Origin of the sequence: Saccharopolyspora shandongensis (genome assembly GCF_900106995.1) — a bacterium.
Taxonomy (GTDB): Bacteria; Actinomycetota; Actinomycetes; order Mycobacteriales; family Pseudonocardiaceae; genus Saccharopolyspora; species Saccharopolyspora shandongensis.
This window is the reverse complement of the sequence record NZ_FNOK01000016.1, coordinates 20,739-43,376: the sequence shown is the minus strand read 5'-3', so window position 1 is coordinate 43,376 and position 22,638 is coordinate 20,739. Positions and strand designations below refer to the sequence as shown.

At 69.9% G+C, this 22,638-nt stretch carries 23 protein-coding genes; 8 read left to right on the top strand and 15 right to left on the bottom strand.

Features of this window, described 5'->3' with window-relative positions; translation table 11 throughout:
• Positions 1 to 366 precede the first annotated feature (366 nt).
• The 8 genes from BLW84_RS18630 to mbhE form a co-directional block, all read right to left on the bottom strand.
• Positions 367 to 648, bottom strand: coding sequence for a hypothetical protein (locus BLW84_RS18630; RefSeq protein WP_093267006.1), 282 nt, complete (start codon positions 646 to 648; stop codon positions 367 to 369).
• 152 nt (positions 649 to 800) lie between these two features.
• Positions 801 to 1,148, bottom strand: coding sequence for a monovalent cation/H(+) antiporter subunit G (gene mnhG / locus BLW84_RS18625; RefSeq protein WP_093267004.1), 348 nt, complete (start codon positions 1,146 to 1,148; stop codon positions 801 to 803).
• Positions 1,145 to 1,411, bottom strand: a complete 267-nt coding sequence (locus tag BLW84_RS18620; RefSeq protein WP_093267003.1) for an MrpF/PhaF family protein — start codon at positions 1,409 to 1,411, stop codon at positions 1,145 to 1,147. The genes mnhG and BLW84_RS18620 overlap by 4 nt, the downstream gene beginning before the upstream one ends.
• Positions 1,412 to 1,413: 2 nt before the next feature.
• Complete coding sequence (locus tag BLW84_RS18615) at positions 1,414 to 1,965, bottom strand: Na+/H+ antiporter subunit E (RefSeq protein WP_245761229.1); 552 nt, start codon at positions 1,963 to 1,965, stop codon at positions 1,414 to 1,416.
• Positions 1,958 to 3,493 (bottom strand): Na+/H+ antiporter subunit D, encoded by a 1,536-nt coding sequence (locus tag BLW84_RS18610; RefSeq protein WP_093267001.1) that lies wholly within the window; start codon positions 3,491 to 3,493, stop codon positions 1,958 to 1,960. The genes BLW84_RS18615 and BLW84_RS18610 overlap by 8 nt, the downstream gene beginning before the upstream one ends.
• Positions 3,490 to 3,906 (bottom strand): Na(+)/H(+) antiporter subunit C, encoded by a 417-nt coding sequence (locus tag BLW84_RS18605; RefSeq protein WP_093266999.1) that lies wholly within the window; start codon positions 3,904 to 3,906, stop codon positions 3,490 to 3,492. Before BLW84_RS18605 ends, BLW84_RS18610 begins: the two co-directional genes overlap by 4 nt.
• Entirely contained in the window at positions 3,903 to 4,448 is a 546-nt protein-coding gene (locus BLW84_RS18600) for an MnhB domain-containing protein (protein ID WP_093266998.1), read from the bottom strand. Before BLW84_RS18600 ends, BLW84_RS18605 begins: the two co-directional genes overlap by 4 nt.
• Entirely contained in the window at positions 4,445 to 6,823 is a 2,379-nt protein-coding gene (mbhE, locus tag BLW84_RS18595) for a hydrogen gas-evolving membrane-bound hydrogenase subunit E (RefSeq protein WP_245761228.1), read from the bottom strand. The genes BLW84_RS18600 and mbhE overlap by 4 nt, the downstream gene beginning before the upstream one ends.
• Positions 6,824 to 7,265: 442 nt before the next feature.
• Between mbhE and BLW84_RS18590 the strand changes: the two genes are divergently transcribed.
• The 5 genes from BLW84_RS18590 to BLW84_RS18570 all read left to right on the top strand — a co-directional run bounded on the left by BLW84_RS18590 (position 7,266) and on the right by BLW84_RS18570 (position 12,756).
• Positions 7,266 to 8,972, top strand: a complete 1,707-nt coding sequence (locus BLW84_RS18590) for a serine/threonine-protein kinase (RefSeq protein WP_093266995.1) — start codon at positions 7,266 to 7,268, stop codon at positions 8,970 to 8,972.
• A 69-nt stretch (positions 8,973 to 9,041) separates the two neighbouring features.
• Complete coding sequence (locus BLW84_RS18585) at positions 9,042 to 9,851, top strand: purine-nucleoside phosphorylase (RefSeq protein ID WP_093266993.1); 810 nt, start codon at positions 9,042 to 9,044, stop codon at positions 9,849 to 9,851.
• A 122-nt stretch (positions 9,852 to 9,973) separates the two neighbouring features.
• A complete protein-coding gene (locus tag BLW84_RS18580) occupies positions 9,974 to 11,605 on the top strand; it encodes a phospho-sugar mutase (RefSeq protein WP_093266992.1) in 1,632 nt (543 codons plus the stop codon).
• A 2-nt stretch (positions 11,606 to 11,607) separates the two neighbouring features.
• The gene (locus BLW84_RS18575; protein ID WP_093266990.1) at positions 11,608 to 12,060 is read left to right on the top strand and encodes a flavodoxin family protein; all 453 of its coding nucleotides are present in this window, start codon (positions 11,608 to 11,610) and stop codon (positions 12,058 to 12,060) included.
• 360 nt (positions 12,061 to 12,420) lie between these two features.
• Entirely contained in the window at positions 12,421 to 12,756 is a 336-nt protein-coding gene (locus BLW84_RS18570; RefSeq protein ID WP_093266989.1) for a hypothetical protein, read from the top strand.
• A gap of 186 nt (positions 12,757 to 12,942) precedes the next feature.
• Here the strand turns inward: BLW84_RS18570 and BLW84_RS18565 are convergent, their stop codons facing one another.
• Both BLW84_RS18565 and BLW84_RS18560 read right to left on the bottom strand, forming a co-directional pair.
• Complete coding sequence (locus tag BLW84_RS18565) at positions 12,943 to 13,323, bottom strand: type II toxin-antitoxin system death-on-curing family toxin (RefSeq protein WP_093266987.1); 381 nt, start codon at positions 13,321 to 13,323, stop codon at positions 12,943 to 12,945.
• 14 nt (positions 13,324 to 13,337) lie between these two features.
• Positions 13,338 to 13,544 carry a type II toxin-antitoxin system VapB family antitoxin gene (locus tag BLW84_RS18560; protein ID WP_093266986.1) on the bottom strand — a complete coding sequence of 69 codons (207 nt, stop codon included), beginning with the start codon at positions 13,542 to 13,544 and terminating at the stop codon, positions 13,338 to 13,340.
• 53 nt (positions 13,545 to 13,597) lie between these two features.
• On the opposite strand from BLW84_RS18560, the gene BLW84_RS18555 reads away from it, so the two are divergent.
• Positions 13,598 to 14,188, top strand: a complete 591-nt coding sequence (locus tag BLW84_RS18555) for a TetR/AcrR family transcriptional regulator (protein WP_093266984.1) — start codon at positions 13,598 to 13,600, stop codon at positions 14,186 to 14,188.
• Positions 14,189 to 14,282: 94 nt separating this feature from the next.
• Here the strand turns inward: BLW84_RS18555 and BLW84_RS18550 are convergent, their stop codons facing one another.
• The 3 genes from BLW84_RS18550 to BLW84_RS18540 form a co-directional block, all read right to left on the bottom strand.
• Positions 14,283 to 15,635 carry a glycoside hydrolase family 18 protein gene (locus BLW84_RS18550; protein ID WP_177226546.1) on the bottom strand — a complete coding sequence of 451 codons (1,353 nt, stop codon included), beginning with the start codon at positions 15,633 to 15,635 and terminating at the stop codon, positions 14,283 to 14,285.
• A gap of 290 nt (positions 15,636 to 15,925) precedes the next feature.
• Complete coding sequence (gene upp, locus BLW84_RS18545; protein ID WP_093266981.1) at positions 15,926 to 16,549, bottom strand: uracil phosphoribosyltransferase; 624 nt, start codon at positions 16,547 to 16,549, stop codon at positions 15,926 to 15,928.
• Between the two features lie 709 nt (positions 16,550 to 17,258).
• Positions 17,259 to 17,963 carry a TetR/AcrR family transcriptional regulator gene (locus BLW84_RS18540; protein ID WP_093266980.1) on the bottom strand — a complete coding sequence of 235 codons (705 nt, stop codon included), beginning with the start codon at positions 17,961 to 17,963 and terminating at the stop codon, positions 17,259 to 17,261.
• A gap of 112 nt (positions 17,964 to 18,075) precedes the next feature.
• On the opposite strand from BLW84_RS18540, the gene BLW84_RS18535 reads away from it, so the two are divergent.
• Entirely contained in the window at positions 18,076 to 19,638 is a 1,563-nt protein-coding gene (locus BLW84_RS18535) for an FAD-dependent monooxygenase (protein WP_093266978.1), read from the top strand.
• A gap of 45 nt (positions 19,639 to 19,683) precedes the next feature.
• Here BLW84_RS18535 and BLW84_RS18530 read toward each other — a convergent pair whose 3' ends face one another.
• Positions 19,684 to 20,637 carry a TIGR03564 family F420-dependent LLM class oxidoreductase gene (locus BLW84_RS18530; protein WP_093266977.1) on the bottom strand — a complete coding sequence of 318 codons (954 nt, stop codon included), beginning with the start codon at positions 20,635 to 20,637 and terminating at the stop codon, positions 19,684 to 19,686.
• An 85-nt stretch (positions 20,638 to 20,722) separates the two neighbouring features.
• On the opposite strand from BLW84_RS18530, the gene BLW84_RS18525 reads away from it, so the two are divergent.
• Positions 20,723 to 21,367, top strand: a complete 645-nt coding sequence (locus tag BLW84_RS18525) for a TetR/AcrR family transcriptional regulator (protein WP_177226545.1) — start codon at positions 20,723 to 20,725, stop codon at positions 21,365 to 21,367.
• 48 nt (positions 21,368 to 21,415) lie between these two features.
• Here BLW84_RS18525 and BLW84_RS18520 read toward each other — a convergent pair whose 3' ends face one another.
• Positions 21,416 to 22,549 (bottom strand): glutathione-independent formaldehyde dehydrogenase, encoded by a 1,134-nt coding sequence (locus tag BLW84_RS18520; protein WP_093266975.1) that lies wholly within the window; start codon positions 22,547 to 22,549, stop codon positions 21,416 to 21,418.
• Between the last annotated feature and the right edge of the window lie 89 nt (positions 22,550 to 22,638).

Below are 22,638 nucleotides of genomic sequence, written 5' to 3'. Positions count from 1 at the left end.
ATCGACCGCAGCCGACTAACCTATTTCTCACACTTTCGATTGATAAACCGGGCGACGAACCCGACATCACGGCACCGCAGCGTGATCGCATCCGGAAGACGAGGAGCGCGTGCCGTGCAGGCCGTACCAGGAAAGGGTGTGGGCCGGCACCGGTCGGGGGGCTTCCCGGTGCCGGCCCACGTCAGTGGGGGGCTACTACCCCGTCGCAGGCGCGCTGGACCCATCGCTACCCAGGCGGGGGATGCGGTCCGCGCACTCAGTCAGTTGTGAAAATCCCACAGGTTCGGCGTCAGGTCTAGTCCATGGCGAGAATTGCCACCGAAATAATCTCGTAAAAACCGACCACCCTGCCGGTTTTATCGCCGACTACTTCTTCTTCCACGTGACGAACAAGACCGGCTTCTTGCGCGCCTTGCGGGATAACAGCACCAGTGCGATCAACACCACTCCGGTGGCGCCGATGGCGAGGCGCTGCTTGTCGTAGGCCGGTGGCGGCGCGGGCGGCGCCGGCGGCTGGCCCGGATCCTGGGCGAGCACGACGACCGGGGTGCCGGACGGTGGGGTCTCGCCCGTCGCCAGCGCGGGCGGCGCCAATAAGAGGAACAACGCGATCGCAAGGCCAGCTAACACGCGGCCGGTCCGCCACATGATGGCTCCACACCCTCCTACGCCGCGTTCGTCAATCACACGTCAGCGGTAACTCTTGCGTGGTCACTCGTGCAGGTCCATTTGATCATATTAGACGCCGAGAGTGACCAGCCATGCGCGACTTGTGCCGGATCGGCTTAGTGCCGAACGGATCAGCGAACCCGGCGCTCCCGCTCGATGCGATCGCCGAGCTCGTCCACCACCAGGGAATCCCGGTCGACGCTGTCCGCACGGTACGCCGCCCGGCCCACGAGCTGTGCCAGCACCGGCGCAGTGAGCATCTGGAACAGGCCGACCAGGATCAGCCCCGAGGCGTAGACGAAGTCGAGCTGCACCGCGGTGCCGATCAGGATCAGGATCAGCCCGAGGGTCTGCGGCTTGGTCGCCGCCTGCAGCCGCGCCGTCACGTCCGGGAAGCTCAGCAATCCGATCGCCCCGAGCAGGCAGGACAACGCGCCGCCGATCAGGCACACCGCGGAGAACACGTCCAACCAGCTCATCGGTACGGCTCCTTCTTCTCGATCAACCGCGCCGCGCTGATCGAACCGATGAACGCGAGCAGCGCGAACGCGGCCAGCAACGCGATGTTCGAGCCGTCGCCCAGCCAGCCCATGCCGACGCAGGTCGCGGCGACGATCAGGGTGACGAACACGTCGACCGCCACGATCCGGTCCAGGGTGGTGCGGCCGCGCAGCAGCCGGACGACCACCAGCAGGCCGGCCACGCACAGCAGGCCGAAGGTGACCGCGAAGACCCAGGCCATGTTCACCCCTCCTGTCCGCTCACCAGCGCCACCTCGTTCGCCGAGCCGACCGCCTGCACCACCCGCCGCTCCAGGGTCAGCACCTCGCGCCGCACCGACTCGACGTCTTCGGCCCGCATGCCGAGCGCGTAGACGTAGCAGATCCGGTTGACCCGGTCGATCTGCAGGACGAACTTGCCGGGCGCCAGCGACACCGCATTGGCGACCATCGCGGTGATGTGGTCGGAGTCGGTCTGCAGCGTGACCGCGACGATGCCCGACTTCGCGTTCGGCCCGTACCGCAACGCCTGCCAGGACACCCGCGCCGTGGAGCTCACCAGGTCCCACGCGAGGTAGGCGGCGAGCAGCAGCAGCCGCAGCGGGCGCACCACGATGTTGGTGTTGATCGGTGGCAGCGGGAACATGGTGGACACCAGCAGCGCCACCACCAAGCCGAAGAACAGCGTGCCCAGGTCGAAGGTGCCCCACAGCATCACCCAGACCAGGGTCAGCCAGGCCACCAGCGGCAGCCGCTGCAGCAGCCGTCGCCTGCGGCCGATCGCCTGCTCACTCACCGGCAGCACCTCCCAGCACCGCGGTCCGATAGGTCTCGCCGTGCATCAGGTCCGTCGCCGCCCGGCCGCTGACGTCCGCCAGCGGCCCCGCGACCAGGGCGATCACCACGCTCGCCGCCACCAGCACGCCGGTCGCGACGACCATCGGGCGGTTCGACGTGGCCGTGCCGACGACCAGCTCGTCGGTGGGATCCGGGTCCGGCTCCGGCGCCTTGACCTGACCCCAGAACGCCCGGGTCCACACCCGCGCCATCGCGTACAGGGTGAGCAGGCTGGTCAGCACCGCGCCGCCGGTGACCACGTAGGCCATCCAGGTGCCCGCGCCGACACCGGCCTGCAGCAGCGCCAGCTTGGCGACGAAGCCGGAGAACGGCGGCACCCCGGCCAGGCTCAGCGCGGGCAGCGCGAACAGCACCGCGATCAGCGGTGCGGCCTTGGCCAGCCCGCCCATCCTGGTCAGCGCCACCGTGCCGGTGTGCCGCGTGATCAAACCGCTGACCAGGAACAACGTGGCCTGCACGGTGATGTGGTGCACCACGTAGAGGATCACCCCGGTCAGCCCGATGACGTCGTAGACGCCGAGGCCGAACAGCATGTACCCGATGTGGCTGACCAGCAGGAAGGACATCAGCCGGTTGAGGTCGTTCTGGGCCAGCGCGCCCAGCGCGCCGACGATCATGGTGATCAGCGCGATGCCCAGCATCAGGTTCCAGCTCTCGGAATGGCTGAAGACCAGCGTCTGGGTGCGGATCAGCGCGTAGATGCCGACCTTGGTCAGCAGGCCGGCGAACACCGCGGTGACCGGCGCGGGCGCCGTCGGGTAGCTGTCCGGCAGCCAGAAGTGCAGCGGCACCATCGCCGCCTTCACGCCGAAGACGATCACCACCAGCAGCGCGAGCGCGATCTGCAGCCCGTCCGGCAGTTGGTGCACCTTCTCGCCGAGGTCGGCCAGGTTGACCGTGCCGGTGGAGGCGTACACCAGCGCGATCATCGTGATGAACAGCAGCGACGACGCCAGGCTGACGATCGTGTAGGTCATGCCCGCGCGGATGCGGGTGGCCGTCGTGCGCCGGGTGATCAGCACGTACGACGAGCTCAGCATGATCTCGAAGGCGACGAACAGGTTGAACAGGTCGCCGGTGAGGTACGCCAGCGACACGCCCGCGCACAGCATCAGGTACATCGGGTGGAACGTGGTGCTGGAGCGCTGCCTGCCGTAGTCGGTGATGCGCTGACCGATCGAGTAGATCAGCACCGCGAACGTGACCACCGACGAGACCACCAGCAGCAGCGCCGAGAGCCGGTCCGCGACCAGGGTGATGCCGAACGGCGCCGACCAGGCGCCCATCTGCAGCACCACCGGGCCGTAGCGGTCCGCGACGTACAGCAGCACCGCGGCATCGGCGATGATCCCGCCGAGGACGATGAGCCCGAGCGCGCGCTGGATGTCGGCGAACCGGCCCAGCGCCAACGACAGTCCGGCAGCGGCCAGCGGAAGCAGAACGGGCAGGGCCACCAGGACCGTCACTGAGCGGCCTCCTTCGCCAGTTCCTCGGTGCTGTCGTCTTCGGATTCCGCCAGGCGGCGTTCCATCCGCTGGATGCGCCGGTCCTCCACGTCGTCGCGGACCTCATCGTGGCCGAGCAGCGTCCAGGACCGGTACGCCAGCGCCAGCAGGAAGGTGGTCAGCGCGAAGGTGATCACGATCGCGGTGAGCGCCATCGCCTGCGGCAGCGGATCCGCCATCTCGTCCAGCGGCGTGGTGCCGATCATCGCGGCGCCGGCGGGCGGGCCGCCGGCGGTCTGCAGCAGCAGGTTCGAGCCGTGGCCGAGGATCACGATGCCCAGCAGGATCCGCATCAGCGAGCGCTGCATCAGCAGGTAGAAGCCGACCGAGTACAGCACTGCGAGCACGAGCGCCATGGTCAGGTTGATCGTCATCGCTGCCCCCTGGCCGCCGCCTCGACGTCGGCTTCGATGCCGGCGCCCAGGGTGCGCAGCAGGTCCAGCACGACGCCGACGATCAGGACGTACACCCCGGTGTCCAGCAGCACGCTGGTGACGAACTTGATCTCGCCGAGCAGCGGCACCGCGAACTTGTAGATCGCGGTCTCCAGGATCTGCCCGCCGAACAGCAGCGGCAGGAACGCGGAGGTGGTCGCGATGGTCAGGCCGATGCCGATGAGCACCGGCGGGCGCATCGAGACGATGGCGCTGTCGTCCATCCGGCCACCGGCCAGGTAGCGCAACACGAACGCCTGCCCGGCGACCAGGCCTCCGCTGAACCCGCCGCCCGCCCGGTCGTGCCCGGCGAACAGCAGGTAGATCGACAGCACCAGCACCGTCGGGAAGATGATCCGGGACGCCAGCTCCAGCAGCACGGTCCGCTGCATCCCCTCGCGGGGGAAACCGGAGAGCAGCCAGCGCTCGCTCGGGGCGTCCCAGGTCGTCCAGGCCGGTTTCGGCTTCGTCGGCGAGGTCATTCGCGCACCTCCTCCTGCTGCTTGGCCAGGGTCGGGGTCTTGATCCGCGGCATGGTCGCCGCGCGGGTGCTGCGTTTCCGGCGTTCGTGCCGGGAGGCCAGGATCAGGCTGGCGACGCCGGTCGCGGCGACCGCGAGCACCGCGATCTCGCCGACGGTGTCGAAAGCGCGGAAGTCGACGATGATCGCGTTGACCACGTTGGTCGCGCCGGCGCCCTTCTCGGAGTTCGCGATGAACTCGGCGCTGGCCTCCGGGGGCGCCTGGCGGGCCGCGCTGAAGATGACCGCGGCCAGCGAGATGAACACGCCGGCCGCACCCGCGATGATCGCCTTGGGCACCCGCAGCGCCTTCGTGGTCGGGGTTTCGGTCTGCGTGAATCGCACCGGCAACCGGCGCAGCACGAACACGAACGCCACCAGCGTCAGCGTTTCGACGAGGAACTGCGCCAGCGCCAGGTCCGGGCCACCGTCCACGATGAACAGCCCGCCGATGCAGTAGCCGACGACGCCGACCAGCAGCACCGCGGTCAACCGCCGCCGCGAGCGCAGCACGGCGACCGCCGCGACGATCACCACGATCGCCAGCGGCAGCTGCAGGAGGTTGTCGTAGGCGCGCAGGTCTTCCGGCACGCTGGCCCGCACCACCAGCGCCGAGCCGGGGATCGCCAGCACGGTCAGCAGGATGATGCCGAGGTAGGTCGGCAGCGAACCGACCTGCAGGCGCCCGGTGACGCCGACCGCGACCCGCTCCAGCAGCGCCATGATCCGCTCGTACCCGCGCTGGGCGTCCAGCGGCCGCGGCAGCCGGCTGCGCAGCGCGGTGAGGCGGGTGCGCCCGAGGTGCAGCGCGACACCGCCGGTCACGGCGACCGCCGACAGCAGCAGCGGCAGCGTCCAGCCGTGCCAGATCCCCAGGTGGTACGGGTCGGCGTCCACTGGGAAGGCGCTGGCGTAAGCGCTGGTCAGGCTGTCGACGACCGAGTAGCTGAGGCCCAGGAAGACGCCCGCGGCGGCGGGCAGTGCGGCGGGCAGCAGTGCCTCGGGGCCGGCCGGTTTCGCCTCGGTCGACGCGATGTCGCGCTTGTCCGCGAAGGCGCCCCACAGCAGCCGCAGGCTGTAGGCGACGGTCAGCATCGAGCCGACCACCAGCACCGCGTCCACCAGCGGTTCCGGGCCGGTGCCGTCGAGGTAGGCACTGAACGCCGCCTCCTTGCCGACGAAGCCGAGCATCGGCGGCAGTCCTGCCATCGACGCCGCGCCGAGGGTCGCGATCACCGCCAGCCACGGCATCCGGCGGCCCAGCCCGGACAGCTCCCGGATGTCGCGGGTGCCGGTCTGGTGGTCGATGATGCCGACGACCAGGAACAACGTCGCTTTGAACAGGCCGTGGGCGAGCAGCATCGAGGTCCCGGCGACCGCCGCGGTGTAGGTGCCGGTGCCGAGCAGCACCATCAGGAAGCCGAGCTGGCTGACCGTGCCGTAGGCGAGCAGCTTCTTCAGGTCGTACTCGTGCAGCGCCCGCCAGCCGCCCATCAGCATGGTGGCCAGGCCGAACACCACGGTCGGCAGCCACCACTGCGGCACGCCCGCGAACACCGGCCCCAGCCGGGCCACCAGGAACACACCGGCCTTGACCATCGACGCGGCGTGCAGGTACGCACTGATCGGCGTCGGCGCCACCATCGCGGCGGGCAGCCAGTTGTGGAACGGCACCTGCGCGGACTTGGTGAACGCACCGACCAGGATCAGCACCGCGGCCACCGCGACCGGCGTGCCGCCGGGCGGGTTCGCGATCAGCTCGGAGATCCGGTAGGTGCCCGCGGACTCGCCGAGCACGACGAAGCCCAGCAGCATCACCAGCCCGCCCAGGCTGGTGATCATCAGGGCCTGCAGCGCGGACCGCCGCGACTCGCGGCTGATCCCGGCCTGTCCGACCAGCAGGAACGAGCAGATCGTGGTCAGTTCCCAGAAGACGTAGACGGTGATCAGGTCGTCGGCGAAGACCAGCCCCAGCATCGCGCCGGCGAACGCCAGCAGCAGCGGCGCGGACCGCCGCGCGTCGCCCCCGCCGCGGCTGAAGTACGAGTCGGAGTAGATCAGCACCAGCGAGCCGATGCCGGCGACCAGCACCGTCATCAGCATCCCGAGCGCGTCGAGCCGGAAGCTGAGCTCCAGCCCGATCAGCGGTGCCCACGCGACCGTCTCGGTGATCACCTGTCCGGTCAGCACCGGTTGCGCCTGCGCCAGCACCCAGACCAGCGCTGCGGCCGGTGGGACGGCCGCGGTCAGGAACGCGGCTCGGGTGCTGCGCCGGGCGAGGAACGGGAGCGCCAGAGCAACCAGCAGGTGCACGATGACGAACGCGAGCAAGGGCACCTCCTCGACGACGACTGGTCGTGGTCACCCGGACCCGCCGACTCCCGATCACCGGGATTGTTCGTCACCGTTAACGCAGCCGCACCGCGACGATCGACGTCGCGGCAGTGCAACCGCTGCGCGTATCGGCTTGAGGAAGGCTCGGGCCACCGATGTACAGCGAGGTCCGATCGGAGCCCAACTTATCCGAAACGCACGAGTTCGAGCCAGTCAGCGCCAGACGGCATATTGGCCGATGGGAGGTCGTTTTTCGTTGCGACGAAATGGCCTTTGGCGGCATCGGGGGTGCTGCCGGGACGACCGTCGGCGTGGGATTGTTCACTTTTCGTAACGCCGATGCACGGATATCCCTGGTGATCGTCCCGGTGGGATCGGCATTCATCGCAGCTGGGCAACGATACTGGCCGGTTCTGCCAATGCCGGGTAGTCGACCATGGAAAATATGGTCGTGCCCACGGATAGCTACGACCCCGATACCCAGGCCGGCGCCGGGCGGTTGATCGGGAACCGGTACCGCTTGGACGGAAAGCTCGGCGGCGGTGCGATGGGCACCGTTTGGTCCGGCACGGACGAGCTGCTGCGGCGGCAGGTGGCGGTCAAGGAGGTCAAGCTCCCGCCGGGGATGCCGGACGCGGAGGCCGCCGAGTTGCGCGAGCGCGCGCTCCGGGAGGCTCGCGCCATCGCCGTCCTGTCGCATCCCAACGTCGTGACGCTCTACGACGTGGCGCGCGAGAACGGCGAACCGTTCGTGGTCATGGAGCTCGTACCGTCGCAGAGCCTCGCCGCGGTCCTCAGCAAGCACGGTGCGCTCGACGACCACCAGCTCGCGGTGATCGCCGACGGCGTCGCCTCCGGATTGGACGCCGCGCACCGGGCGGGCATCGTGCACCGCGACGTCAAGCCCGGCAACGTGCTGATCGGCGACGACGGCCGGATCAAGGTCAGCGACTTCGGGATCTCCCGCAACATCGCCGAGCACACCCTCACCAGCACCGGCATCCTGCTCGGCACCCCGGCGTTCATCGCCCCGGAGGTCGCCGCGGGCCAGGGCGTGACCGCCGCCGCCGACCTGTGGGGGCTCGGCGCGACGATGTTCGCCGCGGCCGAGGGGCGCACGCCCTACGACGTCAGCAACGACCCGCTGGCCACCGTGACCGAGGTGGTGCGCGGCCCCGTGCCGGTGGCCACCCGGCCCGGCCCGATCGGCGACATCGTCCGCGGCCTGATGGTCAAGGACCCGTCGCAGCGGATGCCGCTGACCGAGGCGCGCCGCCGGATCCAGCACCTGCTGCCCGAGCCCGGCGTCCGCCCCTTCTCGATGCTGCTCGACCCGGACGCGGCGACGGTGAAGGTGCGGCATCAGGTGTCGTCGCCCCCACCGGCACCGAAGCCTGCGCCTGCGCCGGCGCAGGGTTCGGCTCCCCTGGCCAGCAATCCCGGTATGCCGCCGTTCGCGTTGAAGGAACCGCCACCGCAGCCGCGCCGCAGCTCGCCGCTCGCGGCAATCGCGCTCGGCGTCGCCGCGGTCGTGCTCTTCGCCGCCGCACTGGCCGGCGGCTTCGCCGCGTCCCGGCTGATCGCGGACAAGCCGGTGCTGCCAGGCGCCGCCGCGAACGCCGTCGAGCCCACACCGGCAGACGTGCAGCTGAACCTGTCCGAGCACAGCAACGTCGCGAAGCACACCGCCGCGCCGACCGGTGGCGAGTTCAGCATCATGGCTCCGAGTGATCCCGGTTGGCGGCTGTTCCTCAGCGAGCGCAACGACTTCGCCAACAGCGCGGTCGTGTCCTTCGTGTCCCCGGACGGCACCACCGAGATCGCCGTCCAGCGCTACGGCAACTTCTTCGACGTCGGCTACGAGATGTCGGACTACGAGCAGGAGATGCGGAAGTCCGGCGCGGACCAGGATCTCCAGGTGACCGTCAACTCCAGTTCCCCCGACGGAAGCGACCGGGAGCGGCTGATGTACACGACGGTCGAGAAGTCCAAGTTCAGCCAGCTGAACCCGAAGCGACAGCTCAGCACCTCGGCGGAGCTGAGCCGCCACGGCAACGACCTGTGGATCGTGCGGGTGACGGTGCCGGGCGGCCACCCGGAGATCGGCGCGCAAATCCTCGACCAGGTGCAGGGGAGCCTGCAGACCAGCTGAGCGCTGCAGGGCACGGAGTGCCGTTGAACGAGCTTCGTCCTGGCCTGGTACGGACTAAGCTGCGCGGGCGTGACGTCTACGACTGCTTCCGATCCTTCCGCCGCCGCGCAGGCGGCCGCCGCCAAGCTCGCCGAGATCACCGGCACCGACCGCCACGACCTGGTCGTCGTGCTCGGTTCCGGCTGGCAACCCGCCGCCGAGGAGATCGGCCGGCCGACCGCCGAGCTGAGCATGTCCGACCTGCCGGGCTTCGCCGCGCCGGGCGCGATCGGGCACAGCGGCAAGATCTGGTCGTTGCAGGTGGGCGACAAGCGCGCGATGGTCATGCTCGGGCGGACGCACCTGTACGAGGGCAAGGGCATCGATCCGGTGGCGCACGGCGTGCGGACCGCGATCGCCGCCGGCTGCCGGACGGTCGTGCTCACTAACGCCGCCGGCGGTTTGCGCGAGGGCATGCAGGTCGGTCAGCCGGTGCTGATCAGCGACCACGTCAACATGACCGCGCGGTCGCCGCTGGTCGGCGCGAACTTCGTGGACCTCACCGACCTGTACTCGCCGCGGCTGCGGGAACTGGCCCGCGGCATCGATTCCTCGCTGGAGGAAGGCGTGTACGCCGGCCTGCCGGGCCCGCACTTCGAGACGCCGGCGGAGATCCGGATGCTGCGCGGGCTCGGCGTCGACCTGGTCGGGATGTCGACCGTGCTGGAGGCCATCGCGGCCCGCGCCGATGGCGCCGAGGTGTTCGGGCTGTCGCTGGTGACGAACCTGGCCGCCGGGTTGAGCGGGCAACCGCTGAACCACCAGGAGGTCCTGGAAGCCGGTCGCGCCTCGGCCAGCCGGATGGGCAAGCTGCTGCGGTCCCTCGTCGAGGCGGCGTGAGCGGCGCTCTTGCCTCGCGCGTGGCCGGGTGCTGAAGTCGGCGTGATGATGGTGGTCGTGAGTGGTTTTGGTTGCTGCAGCGACCAAAATCGCGCACGACGCGACGGAGCTCAGGAGGCGAAGTGACGCTCGACGCGCAGCTGCGCGAGGCCGCCCGGCAGTGGATCGCCGGCGACGTGGACCCTCGGACCCAAGCCGAGCTGCAGCTGCTGCTCGATGCCGACGACCCGGAGCTCGCGGACCGGATGTCCGGCATGCCGCAGTTCGGTACCGCCGGCCTGCGCGCGGCGGTGCGCGCGGGCTCGAACGGGATGAACCGCGCCGTGGTCGTGCGCACCACCGCCGGTGTGGCGGCCTGGTTGACCGAGCGTGGTCACGGCGGCGGTGTCGTCGTGGTCGGCCGCGATGCGCGGCACGGCTCGGAGGACTTCGCCACCGACGCCGCCGGGGTGCTGGCGGCCGCCGGTTTCGACGTGCGGATGCTGCCCGAGCCGCTGCCGACGCCGGTGCTGGCACACGCCGCACGCGCGCTGGACGCCGTCGCGGGCATCCAGATCACCGCTTCGCACAATCCGCCGCAGGACAACGGGTACAAGCTGTACCTGCGGGGCGGCATCCACCTGGTGAGCCCCGTCGACACCGAGATCGAGGCGGCGATCGCCGCGGCTCCGGCGGCGAACGCGGTGCCGCGTAAGGAAAGCTGGTCGATCCTCGACTCCGCCCTGGACGCCTACCTGGCGCGGGTGGCGACGCTGCCGCGCGGCGGCGCGCGAACGCTGCGGATCGCGGCGACCGCGTTGCACGGCGTCGGCGCGCAGACGCTCCGGCAGGCGCTGCATCGCGCCGGTTTCGACGACGTGCATCTCGTTGCTTCCCAAGAGAAGCCGGACCCGGACTTCCCCACCGTCGGCTTCCCGAACCCGGAGGAACCGGGGGCGACCGACGAGCTGCTGGCGCTGGCCGCCGAGGTCGGCGCGGACCTCGCGATCGCGCTCGACCCGGACGCCGACCGGTGCGCGCTCGGCGTCCGGGAGGACGGCGCCTGGCGGATGCTGCGCGGCGACGAGACCGGCGTCCTGCTCGCCCAGCACATCCTGTCCACTGTGGATAAATCGGCCGATCCGCTGGTGGCGACGACGATCGTGTCCGCGACCATGCTGCGCTCGATCGCCGCCGAGTTCGGCGTCCGCTACGACGAGACGCTGACCGGCTTCAAGTGGCTCGTGCGCGCCGGCGACGGCGCCGGAACCGGCCTGGTCTACGCCTACGAGGAGGCGCTCGGGCACTGCGTCGACCCGGATGCCGTGCGCGACAAGGACGGCATCTCCACCGCCGTCCTGGGCAGCGACCTGGCCGCCACCCTGAAGGCGTCCGGGAGCGGCCTGCCGGAGCTGCTCGACGCGCTGTCCGCGAAGCACGGCGTGCACCAGACCGGCCAGGTTTCCGTGCGAGTCGCGGACCTCAGCGTGATCCCGCGCATCATGGCGCGGCTCCGCGAGCGGCCGCCGACCAGCCTCGCGGCGACCACTGTGGACGTCGAGGACCTGTTGCCGGACACCGATGCGCTGGTGATCACCGGTGCGGGCGGGCTCCGGGTCGTCATCCGCCCGTCCGGCACCGAACCCAAGCTCAAGTGCTACCTGCAGGTCGTCGAGCACGCCGGCGAACTCCCGCTGGCGGCGGCGAAGCAGCGGGCCGCGGACCGGCTCGACGCGCTGAAGCAGGCGGTTTCCGACCTGGTGCGGGAGGACTGACGATGCCGAGGCTGCTGATCGTGCACCACACGCCGTCGCCGGGCATGCAGGCGATGTTCGAGAAGGTCGTCGCGGGCGCCACGACCGACGAGATCGAAGGCGTCGAAGTGGTGCGGCGACCGGCGTTGAGCGCCACGGCCAGCGACGTCCTGGAAGCCGACGGTTACCTGCTCGGCACGCCGGCGAACCTCGGCTACATCAGCGGCGCGCTCAAGCACTTCTTCGACACGATCTACTACCCGTGCCTGGATTCGACGATCGGCCGGCCGTACGGCTGCTACGTGCACGGCAACGAGGGCGTGGAGGGCGCGCTGCGCGCGATCCGGTCGATCACGACCGGCCTGTCGTGGCAGCAGGTCGCGGAACCGGTCACCGTGCTCGGCCAGCCCGACAAGGACGCGCTGGAGGCCTGCTGGGAGCTCGGTGCGACCGTCGCGGCCGGGCTGATGCCCTGAACGGCGATCCGCCGCGGCGACGGCGGCCTCGCGAGCGCCGTTTTCGCGCGAAAACGGCGCTCGCCACGCGTGGGATGTGACGTTTTCGCGCGAAAACGGCGCGCTCCGCGACCAACCCCAGTTGATCTTGGTCGACACGACCGGAGTAACCTGATCGTGTCGTCGGGGCGCGCCCCTTGACGGCAACGGGGCGCCCTGGGCAAAGCCCGCCTTCCCTCATCAACGTGCAATGCCCAGGGCGCCCCGCACCTTGCGCATCGTAATCGGCCGACTAGTCCGGCCAGCTCAGCAGCCCGATCCGAGGGAACTGAGCAGGCCCTCCGGCAGCATTTGGACCGCCGGAGGGGTTACCCTGCGACAGTGAGTGAGGAAGCGATCCGACTCGAACTCGACGACTCCGGCGTCTCCGTGGATCTCCCACAGCCCTCCGGTCCGCAGGATCAGGTTCAGGGCGTTCCGTACCGACCTGTCGAGTTCCGCGACGACGACCTACCAGCCGCCCTGGAGCGGTCCGCCCAATGGCTTCGCGAGGCCCAGAACTGGCTGGGTGAACCCATCGATGTCATCGCAGTCCACCTGGACTACGACGATCGCGAAGGTTCGCCCTACTACGACCTCAAGCTGCTCTGCAACGAAGAGGACCTGGCAGGCGCACCGATTGCCATGAGGAAGCTCGAGAGCGGAGCCGTCGGCTAGGGCCTGGTAGCGGCACTCCCGCGTGGTCGGCCGACCACCGCGAGCAAGTGCCAGAACACCTGACCTCGGCCGAAGACCGAACGAATTGAGCGCGATGGCCCGCCCGGGCTCCCGGGCGGGCCATCGCCGTTCCGGGCCCACCGCCGCGAACCTCACCGCACACCAAGGGTTTGCGACGCGACCGGGTCAGATCTTGGGCTTGGCCCAGCGCTCCAGGTGATCAGCCACCTCGGGGAGCTCCCGCTGGTCGCGGCCGACCTCGCGGACCAGCACCAGCGCCTCGTCGTCGTCGGCCTCCACCCACCAGCCGTTCACGTCGCACATCGCCACCGCTGCCACCCAGGCCAGCCGCCAGTTGCCGCCGGCCAGCGGCCGGGTGCGCACGATCGAATCCAGCAGCGCCGCCGACTTCAGCCACAGCGTCTCGTACGCCGGCACCCCGAGGACCTTCGCGCGCGGCCGGTACGCCGCCGCGTCAAGCAGTCCGCTGTCCCGCACCAGCAGGTCACCGTCGGATACCGCGGTCGCGAGCAGGAGCAGATCGGACGTGTCGAGATATACGGTCACCGCTCAATAGTCGATCATGAAGGGCCGAGCTTGTCCAACAATCCCCGGTATCGCGGCAGAACGCGCTGCATCACGTCGTCCAGCTGCTGTTCCTTCTGCTGGCGCGCCCAGCGTTCGGCCAGCGCACTGCGCACGACCTCCTGCTTGGACCGCCCCTCGGTCGCCGCCAGCTCGGCGAGCCGCCGGTTCTCTTCCTCGGTCAGACGCAGGGTCATGGCCATGCGGTAGATGGTATCGCGCTGATACCACCCGACAAAGGCGCTACTTTCGGTCAATGGCGAGACCGCGAGCGCACGACGAAGCCCTCCGCACCCGCCTGCTGGACCGGGCCGGCGAGCTGCTGTCCGCGCACGGCCCGGACGGGCTGAGCCTGCGGCGCCTCGCCGCGGACGTGGGCACCTCCACCACCGCGGTGTACTCGCTGTTCGGCGGCAAGCCGGGGCTGGTCCGTGAGCTGTACGTGGAGGGCTTCCAGCGGCTGTGCGACCGGATGGAGCGGGTGTCGCGCACCGGCGACACGGAGCAGGACATGACCGCGCTGGGCCACGCCTACCGGAACAGCGCGCTGGCCAACCGGCACTTCTACTCGATCATGTTCGGGCACGCCGTGCCCGACTTCACGCCCGACGAGCAGGCGTGGGAGCAGGCGCTGCGCAGCATCGAGCCGCTGCGGGAGACGATCACCAAGGGCATCGAGACCGGGGAGCTGATCGACGCCGATCCGGCGGAGGTCGTCTTCGCCGCGTGGGCGCTGGTGCACGGCCTGGTCTCGCTGGAGCTGAGCGGTTCGGCACCGGCCGAAGACGAAGGCAGCGCCCGCTATGAGCGGGCGCTGCGCAACGGTTTTGCGGGTTGGAGGCGCTGACCCCGAGCGACGGGGGGAGTTTCCTCGGGGCCAGCGCGTCGTGGGCGGTCTTGACTGGCGGCCATGACCGCCCACGACTGCTTCGGGGAATCCTTCAGCCGAGGGCCTTGTGGATGGCGGTCATCAGCTCGCCTTCGGGCGTGTCACCGTCCATCGACCACACCATCGCGCCGCCGAGGCCCTGCTGCTTTAGGTACTCGACCTTGCGGGTGATCTCGGTCGCGTCGTCGAAGGTCCAGAACGTGGATCCGTCGTAGATCCAGGCGTGCCCGGCCTTCTCGTCGCGATGCACTGCGGACGAACCGGCCTTGGCCTTGATCAGCTTGTAGTCCTCGATGCCGGCCTCGTACTTGGCCGGGGCGGGACCGGTCGAGCTCTGGAACAGGCCGTTGTTCTGGTTCGGCACGCCGGTCCAGCCGCGGCCGTAGAACGGCACGCCGAGCACCATCTTGTCGTTCGGCGCCCCGGCGGTGCGCCAGGCGTTGATCGTCTGGTCGATGCTCCACTTCTCCGGCGACGGGTCGCCCTCCGGGCTGTAGATCGCCGACTGGTGGTTCGTCGTCGGCTCGTAGGCGCCGTGCAGGTCGTAGCCCTGGATCGTGCCGAAGGTGAGCAGGTCGAAGACCTTCGGCACCTCGTAGCCCGCCTCGATCTTCTTCGGGTCGGCGGGCAGGAACGCGCTGATGTCGTAGGTCTTGCCGAGCTCCTGGCCGGCGGCGTTGAGCTGGGTGCGCCATTCCTGCAGCAGCGCGGTGTAGTTCTGCTTGTCGGCCGGGTCGACGACGTTGCCGGGGCCGCCCTCGGAGGCGGGCCACTCCCAGTCGAGGTCGACGCCGTCGAAGATGCCCGCGGCGACGCCGTCCCCGCCCTGCGGCTCGCCGATCTTCGGCAGGTTGCCGCGCATCCACATGTCGATGCAGGACTTGACGTGCGCGGCGCGGGATTCGGGGGTCGCCGCGGCCGCGTGGAAGTTCTTCGACCAGGTCCAGCCGCCGAAGGAGATGTAGACCTTCAGCCCGGGGTACTTCGCCTTGAGCTGCTTGAGCTGGTTGAGGTTGCCCGCCAGCGGCTGGTCGTAGGCGTCGGCCGTGCCGTTGACGGTCTGCTCGGCGGTGAAGCGGCGCTGGTAGTCGGCCCAGGCGTCGCCTTCGCCGGCCTGGTTGACCTGGAAGCACTTGCCGCCGGCGTCGAGGTTGCCGAAGGCGTAGTTGAGGTGGGTCAGCTGACCGGCGGCACCGGAGGTGTCGAGGTTCTTGACGAAGTAGTTGCGGTCGTAGATCGACCACTGGGTGAAGTAGCCGACCTTGCGGGCGGCGGCCTGAGGTTGGGGGGCGGCCGGGCTGTCGGAGGCCCCGGCCGGGGCGGCCAGCGCGGGCAGCCCCAGGGCGAGGATCGAGGCGAGCAGCACGGGCAATCGGAACGGGAAGCTGCGTCGTCGAGCGGACATGGCGACTCCTGCGTCATCGGGGGGATCGCTCAATGTGGTATAGACCATATTCGGGTCAGGTCTAGACCAGGTAGCGCCTGTTCGGCCCAATAACGCTGCTGCCGGCGGCTCGCGCAACCGCCCGAGGCGCCGCCGGGGCGCCCGCGCACCCCGTGCATGTCCAGGTAGAACCGGTGGCCAAGACGACGCGCCGGGCTGCGGCGGGCGTCCCGATTTCAGGCAAAATTGGGAATTTCCCCGCTGCGACCCGGCGAAGATCGTGCCGAATTGGGCGTCCGGCTCCGGTGGAGCTACACCGCGCCGTACTCGCGGTCTCCCGCGTCGCCGAGGCCGGGGACGATGAATCCCGACTCGTTGAGGCGCTCGTCCACGCTCGCGGTCACCACTCGCACCGGCAGGCCGGACTCCTCCAGCCGGCGCACGCCCTCCGGGGCGGCCAGCGTGCAGATCGCCGTGACGTCGGTGGCGCCGCGATCGGTCAGCAGGCTGATCGTGTGCACCATCGAGCCGCCGGTGGCCAGCATCGGGTCCAGCACCAGCACCGGGCGGTCGGACAGGTCGGCGGGCAGCGACTCCAGGTAGGGCGTGGGCTGCAGCGTCTCCTCGTCCCGGGCCAGGCCGACGAAGCCCATCTGCGCCTCCGGGATCAGCCGGTGCGCCTGGTCGGCCATGCCGAGACCGGCCCGCAGCACGGGCACCAGCAGCGGCGGGTTCGCCAGCCGGTAGCCGTTGGTGCGCGCCACCGGGGTGTGGATCGGCTCCACCGCGACCTCGGCGTCCCGCGTCGCCTCGTAGATCAGCATCAGCGTGAGCTCTTGCAGCGCGGCGCGGAACGCGGCGCTGTTGGTGCGCGCATCGCGCATTGTGGACAGCCTTGCCTTCACGAGGGGGTGGTCCACGACCCGAACGTCCATGACCGAGAACAGTAACCGCCCGCATCGCGATGCACGTTGCCGCTGCTCAACAACGTGTCGCCGGTCGCACCGGCCCCATCCCCGAGCGTCGGCCCGCGGTCTCCGACCGCGAGTTCCACGGAAATCGAAGGTTCGATTTCCATGAGGTTTTTCCAACCTCGTTCTGCGTGGCGGTGCGGGTAGCGGAACCTCAGAGGCTCCCTGGTCTGTGGGTGCCCCTCCTGATGTATGTCCAATACACGGCGGAGGGGCCGTCCTCGCCAGGAAGCCTCTGAGAACCCGCGGCGGTGCAAGTGTCGTAGGTGGGCTATGCGCCTGCGGCGCATGCGACACCCCATCGACGTGCACCTTTGCGACCCGCGGCTGCGGGCCGACCAGGATGAAAAACGCTCCATGGAACGCGCGGATTGTCCACAGTCACCGGTGTGTCGTGACCCGACACATCGGGATGTGGACAACTTCTTCGATTTCCATTGACCGTTTTTCGTCTTGGCTGGTGACCGCAGCCGCGACAACTAACGGGCCATGTCCCGAAAGCAGTCGCATAGCCCACCCACGCAGCTCGCACCGCCGCGGCTTCTCAGCGTTCGCCTGGCGAGGACGGCCCAACCACCGTGCATGGAGGGCACCCACAGCCAGGCGGACGCTGAGGTTCCGCCACCCGCACCGCCACGCACAACGAGGATGAAAAAACCTCATTCAAACCGCGTCAGACAGAGTCGGTGGCGTGGGCGGCGATGCCCCGGATCAGGATGTCGAGGCCGAACTCGAAGCGCTCGTCTTCGTCGCCGGACATCAGCGCCGGGAGAATTCCGACGATCGTCGGGAACCGGTCCGCCGGGAGCTCCGCGAAGTACCGGCCGATCATCTCCATCCGCTCGCCCCGCTCCGCGTCGCTGAGACCGAAGTCCGCGCTGCGCTCCATGGCGACCGCCGTCGCGAACAGGGCGAGGGTGTCGACGGAGAACGCCACCACGCGATCGGAGAATCCGGCCGTGCGGAGGATGGCCATCATCGCTTCGGAGACGATCAGCGCGTTCGGCCCGGCCGGCGCCGGGGTGCGCATCACGACCTGGGCGATGCCCGGGTGGGCCGTGAGCACCTCGACCTGCTGGCGGATCAGGTCCTTGAGCGTCTCCTGCCACTTCTCCGGGTCGAGCTCCGGCACCCGGATCTCGCCGATCACGAGGTCGAGCATCAGCTCGTGCAGCTCGTCCTTGTTGCGGACGTAGGCGTAGAGCGAGGCCGCGCCGGTGCCGAGCCGCTGCGCGACCTTCCGCATGCTCACGGCGTCCAGGCCTTCGCTGTCGAGCAGTTCGAGCGCGGTGCGCACGATCAGCTCCAGGCTCAGCGGCCGTTTCGTCGGCCGGTCGCGCGCGGCGCGCTGCTGCCAGGGCGGAACGGGCACGGACATCGCTCACCACTTCCTCGATCGGTGCTTCGAACACCGTACTTGACTCGAACACCGTTCGCGAGTAGAACAGCGTTCGTAAGTCACGAACATCGTTCGCGAAGAGGGGTCACCGATGTCCGAACGAACTCCGGTCCTGATCGTCGGCGCGGGCCTGTCCGGCCTGTCCACCGCCGTTTTCCTGGGCCTGCACGGCACGCCGTCACTGGTGGTGGAGCGCCACGCGGGCACCTCCACCCACCCGAAGGCGCGCGGTCAGCAGCACCACGCGATGGAGGCGCTCCGCCTCGCCGGCCTCGAATCCGCCATGCTCGATGCGTCGCCAAAGAGCCAGGGATTCCTGCTGCGCATCGCGCAAAGCGCGAACGGCCCGGTGTTCCGCGAGATCCTGCACGACACCTTCCAGCCGCTCGACCACCTGACGCCGGCGGGGGCGGCCGACGCCAGCCAGGCGAGCGCGGAGCGCATCCTGGCCGAGCGGGCTCGCGAACTGGGCACCGAGATCCGCTTCTCCACCCGGTTGGAATCCTTCGAGCAGGACGAGAACGGCGTCCGCGCGGTGCTCGCCGACGCCACCGGAACCCGCGAGGTGCACGCCGACTACCTGGTCGCCGCCGACGGCCACCGCAGCCCGATCCGCGAGCGGCTCGGCATCGGCGCCCACGGCCGGGGCGCCCTCGGGCACTCGATCCACTGGCAGGTCCGCGCCGACCTGTCGGCCGTCGTCGGCGACCGCCAGGTCATGTACTACCTGCAGAACCCGGAGCTCTCCGGCGGCAACGGCGTGCTGGTCAGCACCGATCACCCGGACCAGTTCGTGGTCGGCGTCGGCTACGACCCGGCGCACGAGGAGCCGGCGGACTTCACCGAGGAGCGCAGCCTGGCGCAGATCCGGCTGGCCGCCGGCGTGCCCGAGCTCGACGCCGAGATCCTGGCGACCGACAGCACGGTGACGACCATGCAGGTGGCCGACCGGTTCAGCGACGGCCGGGTGCACCTGGTCGGCGACGCCGCGCACACCATGCCGCCGCACGGCGGGATGGGCGGCAACACCGCCGTGATGGACGGCTTCTACCTGGCGTGGAAGCTCGCGGCGGTGCTCCGCGGCGAGGCCGGGCCGGGGCTGCTCGACAGCCACGACGCGGAGCGGCGGCCGGTGGGCGAGCTGATCGCGGAGAACCAGTACCGGAACGCCATCGTGCGCAACCGGCCCGATCTGGCCCGGGAAGGCGACGCGCTGCCGATCGAGGACCCGGCCGTGCTGCTGTTCGGCTACCGGCACAACGGCGCGGTCGTCCGGGAGCCCGGCGATGAGGGCGAGCTCCTGGAGGACGCGACCCGCCCGACGGGCCGCCCGGGTTCACGCGCCCCGCACGTCCGACTGTCCACTCCGGACGGAGAGGTGTCGACGATCGACCTGTTCGGCCGGGGTTTCGTGCTGCTGACCGGGTCGACTGCGTGGGTCGATGCCGCCGAGGAGGTCGCCGCCGGCCTCGGGGTCCGGCTGGAGCCTCGGCTGATCGGCGGCGACGTGACCGGCGACTGGACCGGGCCGTACGGGGTCGGCGCGGACGGGGCCGTGCTGGTCCGCCCGGACCGCTTCATCGCCTGGCGCAGCCGGGGTTCCGGCACCGCCGCCGACCTGGAGAAGGCGCTCCGCACGATCCTCGACCGCTGAACGCCGCGCGGGTGTGCAGTTTCAATTGAAACTGCACACCCGTCGTCAGCTCGGAGCGTGGTTCGCGGCCAGCTCGCCGAGGAGCTTCCAGGTCCGGCGCTCGTCGGCCGCGGAACCGATCGCGGTCTGGGTGTAGATGAGCTCGGTCGCGCCCGCCTCGAAGTACTCGGCCGCCTGCTTCGCGATCGACTCCTCGTCCCCGATCGCGACCAGGTCGGCGGGGTTGTCGATCCCCTCGCGGTCCAGCGCCGCACGGTAGGACGGAACGGTCCCGTAGTAGGCCATGTTCTGCTCGGCGCGGGCCCGGGCGCCCGCCACGTCGGAGGTCACGACGCCGGAGACGATCACGGCGATCCTGGGCTCCGGCCGCCCGGCGGCTTCGGCGTAGCGGCGGAGGGTCGGGACGGTGTACTCGGCCAGCGTCCGCGGCCCGGACAGGATCGGCAGCGCGCCGTCGGCGAGTTCGGCCGCGGCGCGCAGGGTCAGATCACCGGCCGCCGCCACCAGCACCGGCACGCGCGGCCGGGCTCCGGGCACGCTCGCGGGGAGCGTCGTTCTGGCGACCAGCGTTTCCCCACTCAGATCCACCGAGCCCGATTCGAGTAGCTCGCGCAGCGCCGCGAGGTATTCGCGCAGGTGCCGGACCCTGGGATGCGGGGCGATCCCGTAGGTCTGCTCGACGAACGACTTGATCGACAGCCCGACGCCGAGCGCGAAGCGGCCGTGGCCGGCGGCCTGCGCCGTCTGGGCCTGCATCGAGAGGGCGATCGGGTGCCGCGGGTAGATCGGTACGACGGCGGTGCCGACGTCGATGCCCGGGACTTCGCGCGCGGCGAGCGCGGCCATCGTGATCGCGTCGTGGTCGAACCGCTGAGTGAACCAGGCCGACGCCAGCCCGGCGACGGCGAGCTCCTTCACCTGGTCGATGAGGGCGTCCACGGAGTTCGCTTCGCCGGAGAGCGACGTGTGGTCGGTGGGCAGGGCTACGCCGATGCGCATTCTCGTGCTCCAATCGGTTCCGGAGCGGAAAGCTTAACCCAGTTAAAAAATTAACCAAGTCAGGGACCGTGGTAGCCTCGGCTACGTGGCAGAACTCGGACTCCGGGAGCGGAAGAAGCAGCGGACCCGCACCGCGATCGCGGACGCGGCGATCGCGATGTTCCTCGAATCCGGTTTCGACGCGGTGTCCTGCGCCGATGTCGCCGCGCGGGCCGAGGTGTCGAAACCGACCCTGTTCAAGTACTTCCCGGCCAAGGAAGACCTGGTGCTGCACCGCATCGCCGACCACGAGGGCGAAGCGGCGGCCGTGGTCCGGGAGCGGGCGGCGGGCGAAGATCCGCTCGCCGCGCTGCGGCGGCACTACCTGGCGGCGCTCGCCGCGCGCGACCCGATCACCGGCCTGAACGACAGCCCGGAAGCCCAGGGCCTCCACCGGTTGATCGGCGGCACGCCCAGCCTGTCGGCGCGCTTGCTCGGTTTCGCCGAAAGGAGGGCCGAGGCGCTGGCGGACGCGCTCGTCGAAGCAGGCGCGCCCGCGGGCATCCCGACCCGCATCGCGGCGCACCAAGTGGTCACCGCGCTCCGAGTGCTCGCCGAGGAGAACGTCCGCCAGGTCGCCGACGGCCACTCCCCCGACGAGCTCCACCCGGAGGCCGTCGCGGCCGCCGAGTGCGCCTTCGACATGCTGCGCACCGGCCTCGACGGCATCTGCGGCGCGTCCGGGTCGTGAGTGGCTGTGGTCGTCATGGCGACCACAGCCACTCACGACCCCTGGGGCTCACGGGTGCAGGACGACCTTGGTGTAACCCTCGATCCGCTGGTCGAACTTGCGGTAGGCGTCCGGCGCCTCGGACAGGGACAGCTCGTGCGAGACGACGAAGCTGGGCTTGGCCCGGCCCGCGATGATCATGTCGCGCAGCTGCCGGTTGTAGCGCTTCACGTTGCACTGACCGGTGCCGATGACCTGGCCCTTCTCGAACATCCGGCCGACCGAGACGAGCAGCATCCCCTTCTTCGCCTCCTCGCTGGGCCCACCGGGATCGGACGGCACGTACAGGCCGGGCACGCCCAGCCGTCCGGTCGGGCGCACCGTCTCGATCAGCGAGTTCAGCACGATGGCCGGTTCCTCCTTGGAACCGTCGCCCACCTGCGCCTGGTAGCCGACCGCGTCGACGCCCTTGTCGGTGCCCTCGCCGCCGGTCTGCTCCTTGATCATCTCGACCGGATCGCCCGCGGAGAAGTCGATCGGGATCGCCCCGATCTCCTCCGCCTTGGCCAGCCGCTCCGGCACCCGGTCGACGCAGAACACCCGCGCCGCACCGCGCAGCAGCGCCGAGTAGGCGGCCATCAGCCCGACCGGTCCCGCCCCGTACACGACGACGCTCTCGCCCGGCGAGACCTGCGCGAGCTCGCAGCCGTGGTAGCCGGTCGGGAAGATGTCGGCCAGCAGCACGAAGTCGGCTTCGTGGCTGCCGTCGGCCGGGAGCTTCAGGCAGTTGAAGTCGGCGAACGGCACCCTCAGGTACTCGGCCTGCCCGCCGGTGTAGGGCCCCATCGCGACGTAGCCGTAGGCGCCGCCCGCGAAGCCGGGATTGACGGTCAGGCAGAAGCCGGTGTTGCCCGCCATGCAGTTCTTGCAGAACCCGCAGGCCACGTTGAACGGCATCACGACCCGGTCGCCGCGGTTCAGGCCGGCGACGCCGGAGCCGGTCTCCTCGATGATGCCCATGTTCTCGTGCCCGAACACGATGCCCGGTTCGGCGGCGGTCCGGCCCTCGTACATGTGCAGGTCGGAGCCGCAGATGGCGGTCGAGGTGATCCGCACGATCACGTCGTTGGGGTGCTGGATCGTCGGCCGGTCCACCTCGTTGATCGCGACCGAGTAGGGCTCCTGGTACACGACTGCCTTCATCGTTGACCACCTCCGAGTGGAAGACGCGCGAATTCCATCTGGCTGCCGACCAGGGATTACCCCGCTCCGGAGGCCACAAGACACGGCTG

What these genes read in the sequence shown, in the direction of transcription:
- BLW84_RS18630 (WP_093267006.1), bottom strand. Translation starts at nt 648, where the DNA reads ATGTGGCGGACCGGCCGCGTGTTAGCTGGCCTTGCGATCGCGTTGTTC.
- mnhG (WP_093267004.1), bottom strand. Translation starts at nt 1,148, where the DNA reads ATGAGCTGGTTGGACGTGTTCTCCGCGGTGTGCCTGATCGGCGGCGCG.
- BLW84_RS18620 (WP_093267003.1), bottom strand. Translation starts at nt 1,411, where the DNA reads ATGGCCTGGGTCTTCGCGGTCACCTTCGGCCTGCTGTGCGTGGCCGGC.
- BLW84_RS18605 (WP_093266999.1), bottom strand. Translation starts at nt 3,906, where the DNA reads ATGACGATCAACCTGACCATGGCGCTCGTGCTCGCAGTGCTGTACTCG.
- BLW84_RS18600 (WP_093266998.1), bottom strand. Translation starts at nt 4,448, where the DNA reads ATGACCTCGCCGACGAAGCCGAAACCGGCCTGGACGACCTGGGACGCC.
- BLW84_RS18590 (WP_093266995.1), top strand. Translation starts at nt 7,266, where the DNA reads ATGGTCGTGCCCACGGATAGCTACGACCCCGATACCCAGGCCGGCGCC.
- BLW84_RS18575 (WP_093266990.1), top strand. Translation starts at nt 11,608, where the DNA reads ATGCCGAGGCTGCTGATCGTGCACCACACGCCGTCGCCGGGCATGCAG.
- BLW84_RS18560 (WP_093266986.1), bottom strand. Translation starts at nt 13,544, where the DNA reads ATGGCCATGACCCTGCGTCTGACCGAGGAAGAGAACCGGCGGCTCGCC.
- BLW84_RS18555 (WP_093266984.1), top strand. Translation starts at nt 13,598, where the DNA reads ATGGCGAGACCGCGAGCGCACGACGAAGCCCTCCGCACCCGCCTGCTG.
- BLW84_RS18550 (WP_177226546.1), bottom strand. Translation starts at nt 15,635, where the DNA reads ATGTCCGCTCGACGACGCAGCTTCCCGTTCCGATTGCCCGTGCTGCTC.
- upp (WP_093266981.1), bottom strand. Translation starts at nt 16,549, where the DNA reads ATGGACGTTCGGGTCGTGGACCACCCCCTCGTGAAGGCAAGGCTGTCC.
- BLW84_RS18540 (WP_093266980.1), bottom strand. Translation starts at nt 17,963, where the DNA reads ATGTCCGTGCCCGTTCCGCCCTGGCAGCAGCGCGCCGCGCGCGACCGG.
- BLW84_RS18535 (WP_093266978.1), top strand. Translation starts at nt 18,076, where the DNA reads ATGTCCGAACGAACTCCGGTCCTGATCGTCGGCGCGGGCCTGTCCGGC.
- BLW84_RS18530 (WP_093266977.1), bottom strand. Translation starts at nt 20,637, where the DNA reads ATGCGCATCGGCGTAGCCCTGCCCACCGACCACACGTCGCTCTCCGGC.
- BLW84_RS18520 (WP_093266975.1), bottom strand. Translation starts at nt 22,549, where the DNA reads ATGAAGGCAGTCGTGTACCAGGAGCCCTACTCGGTCGCGATCAACGAG.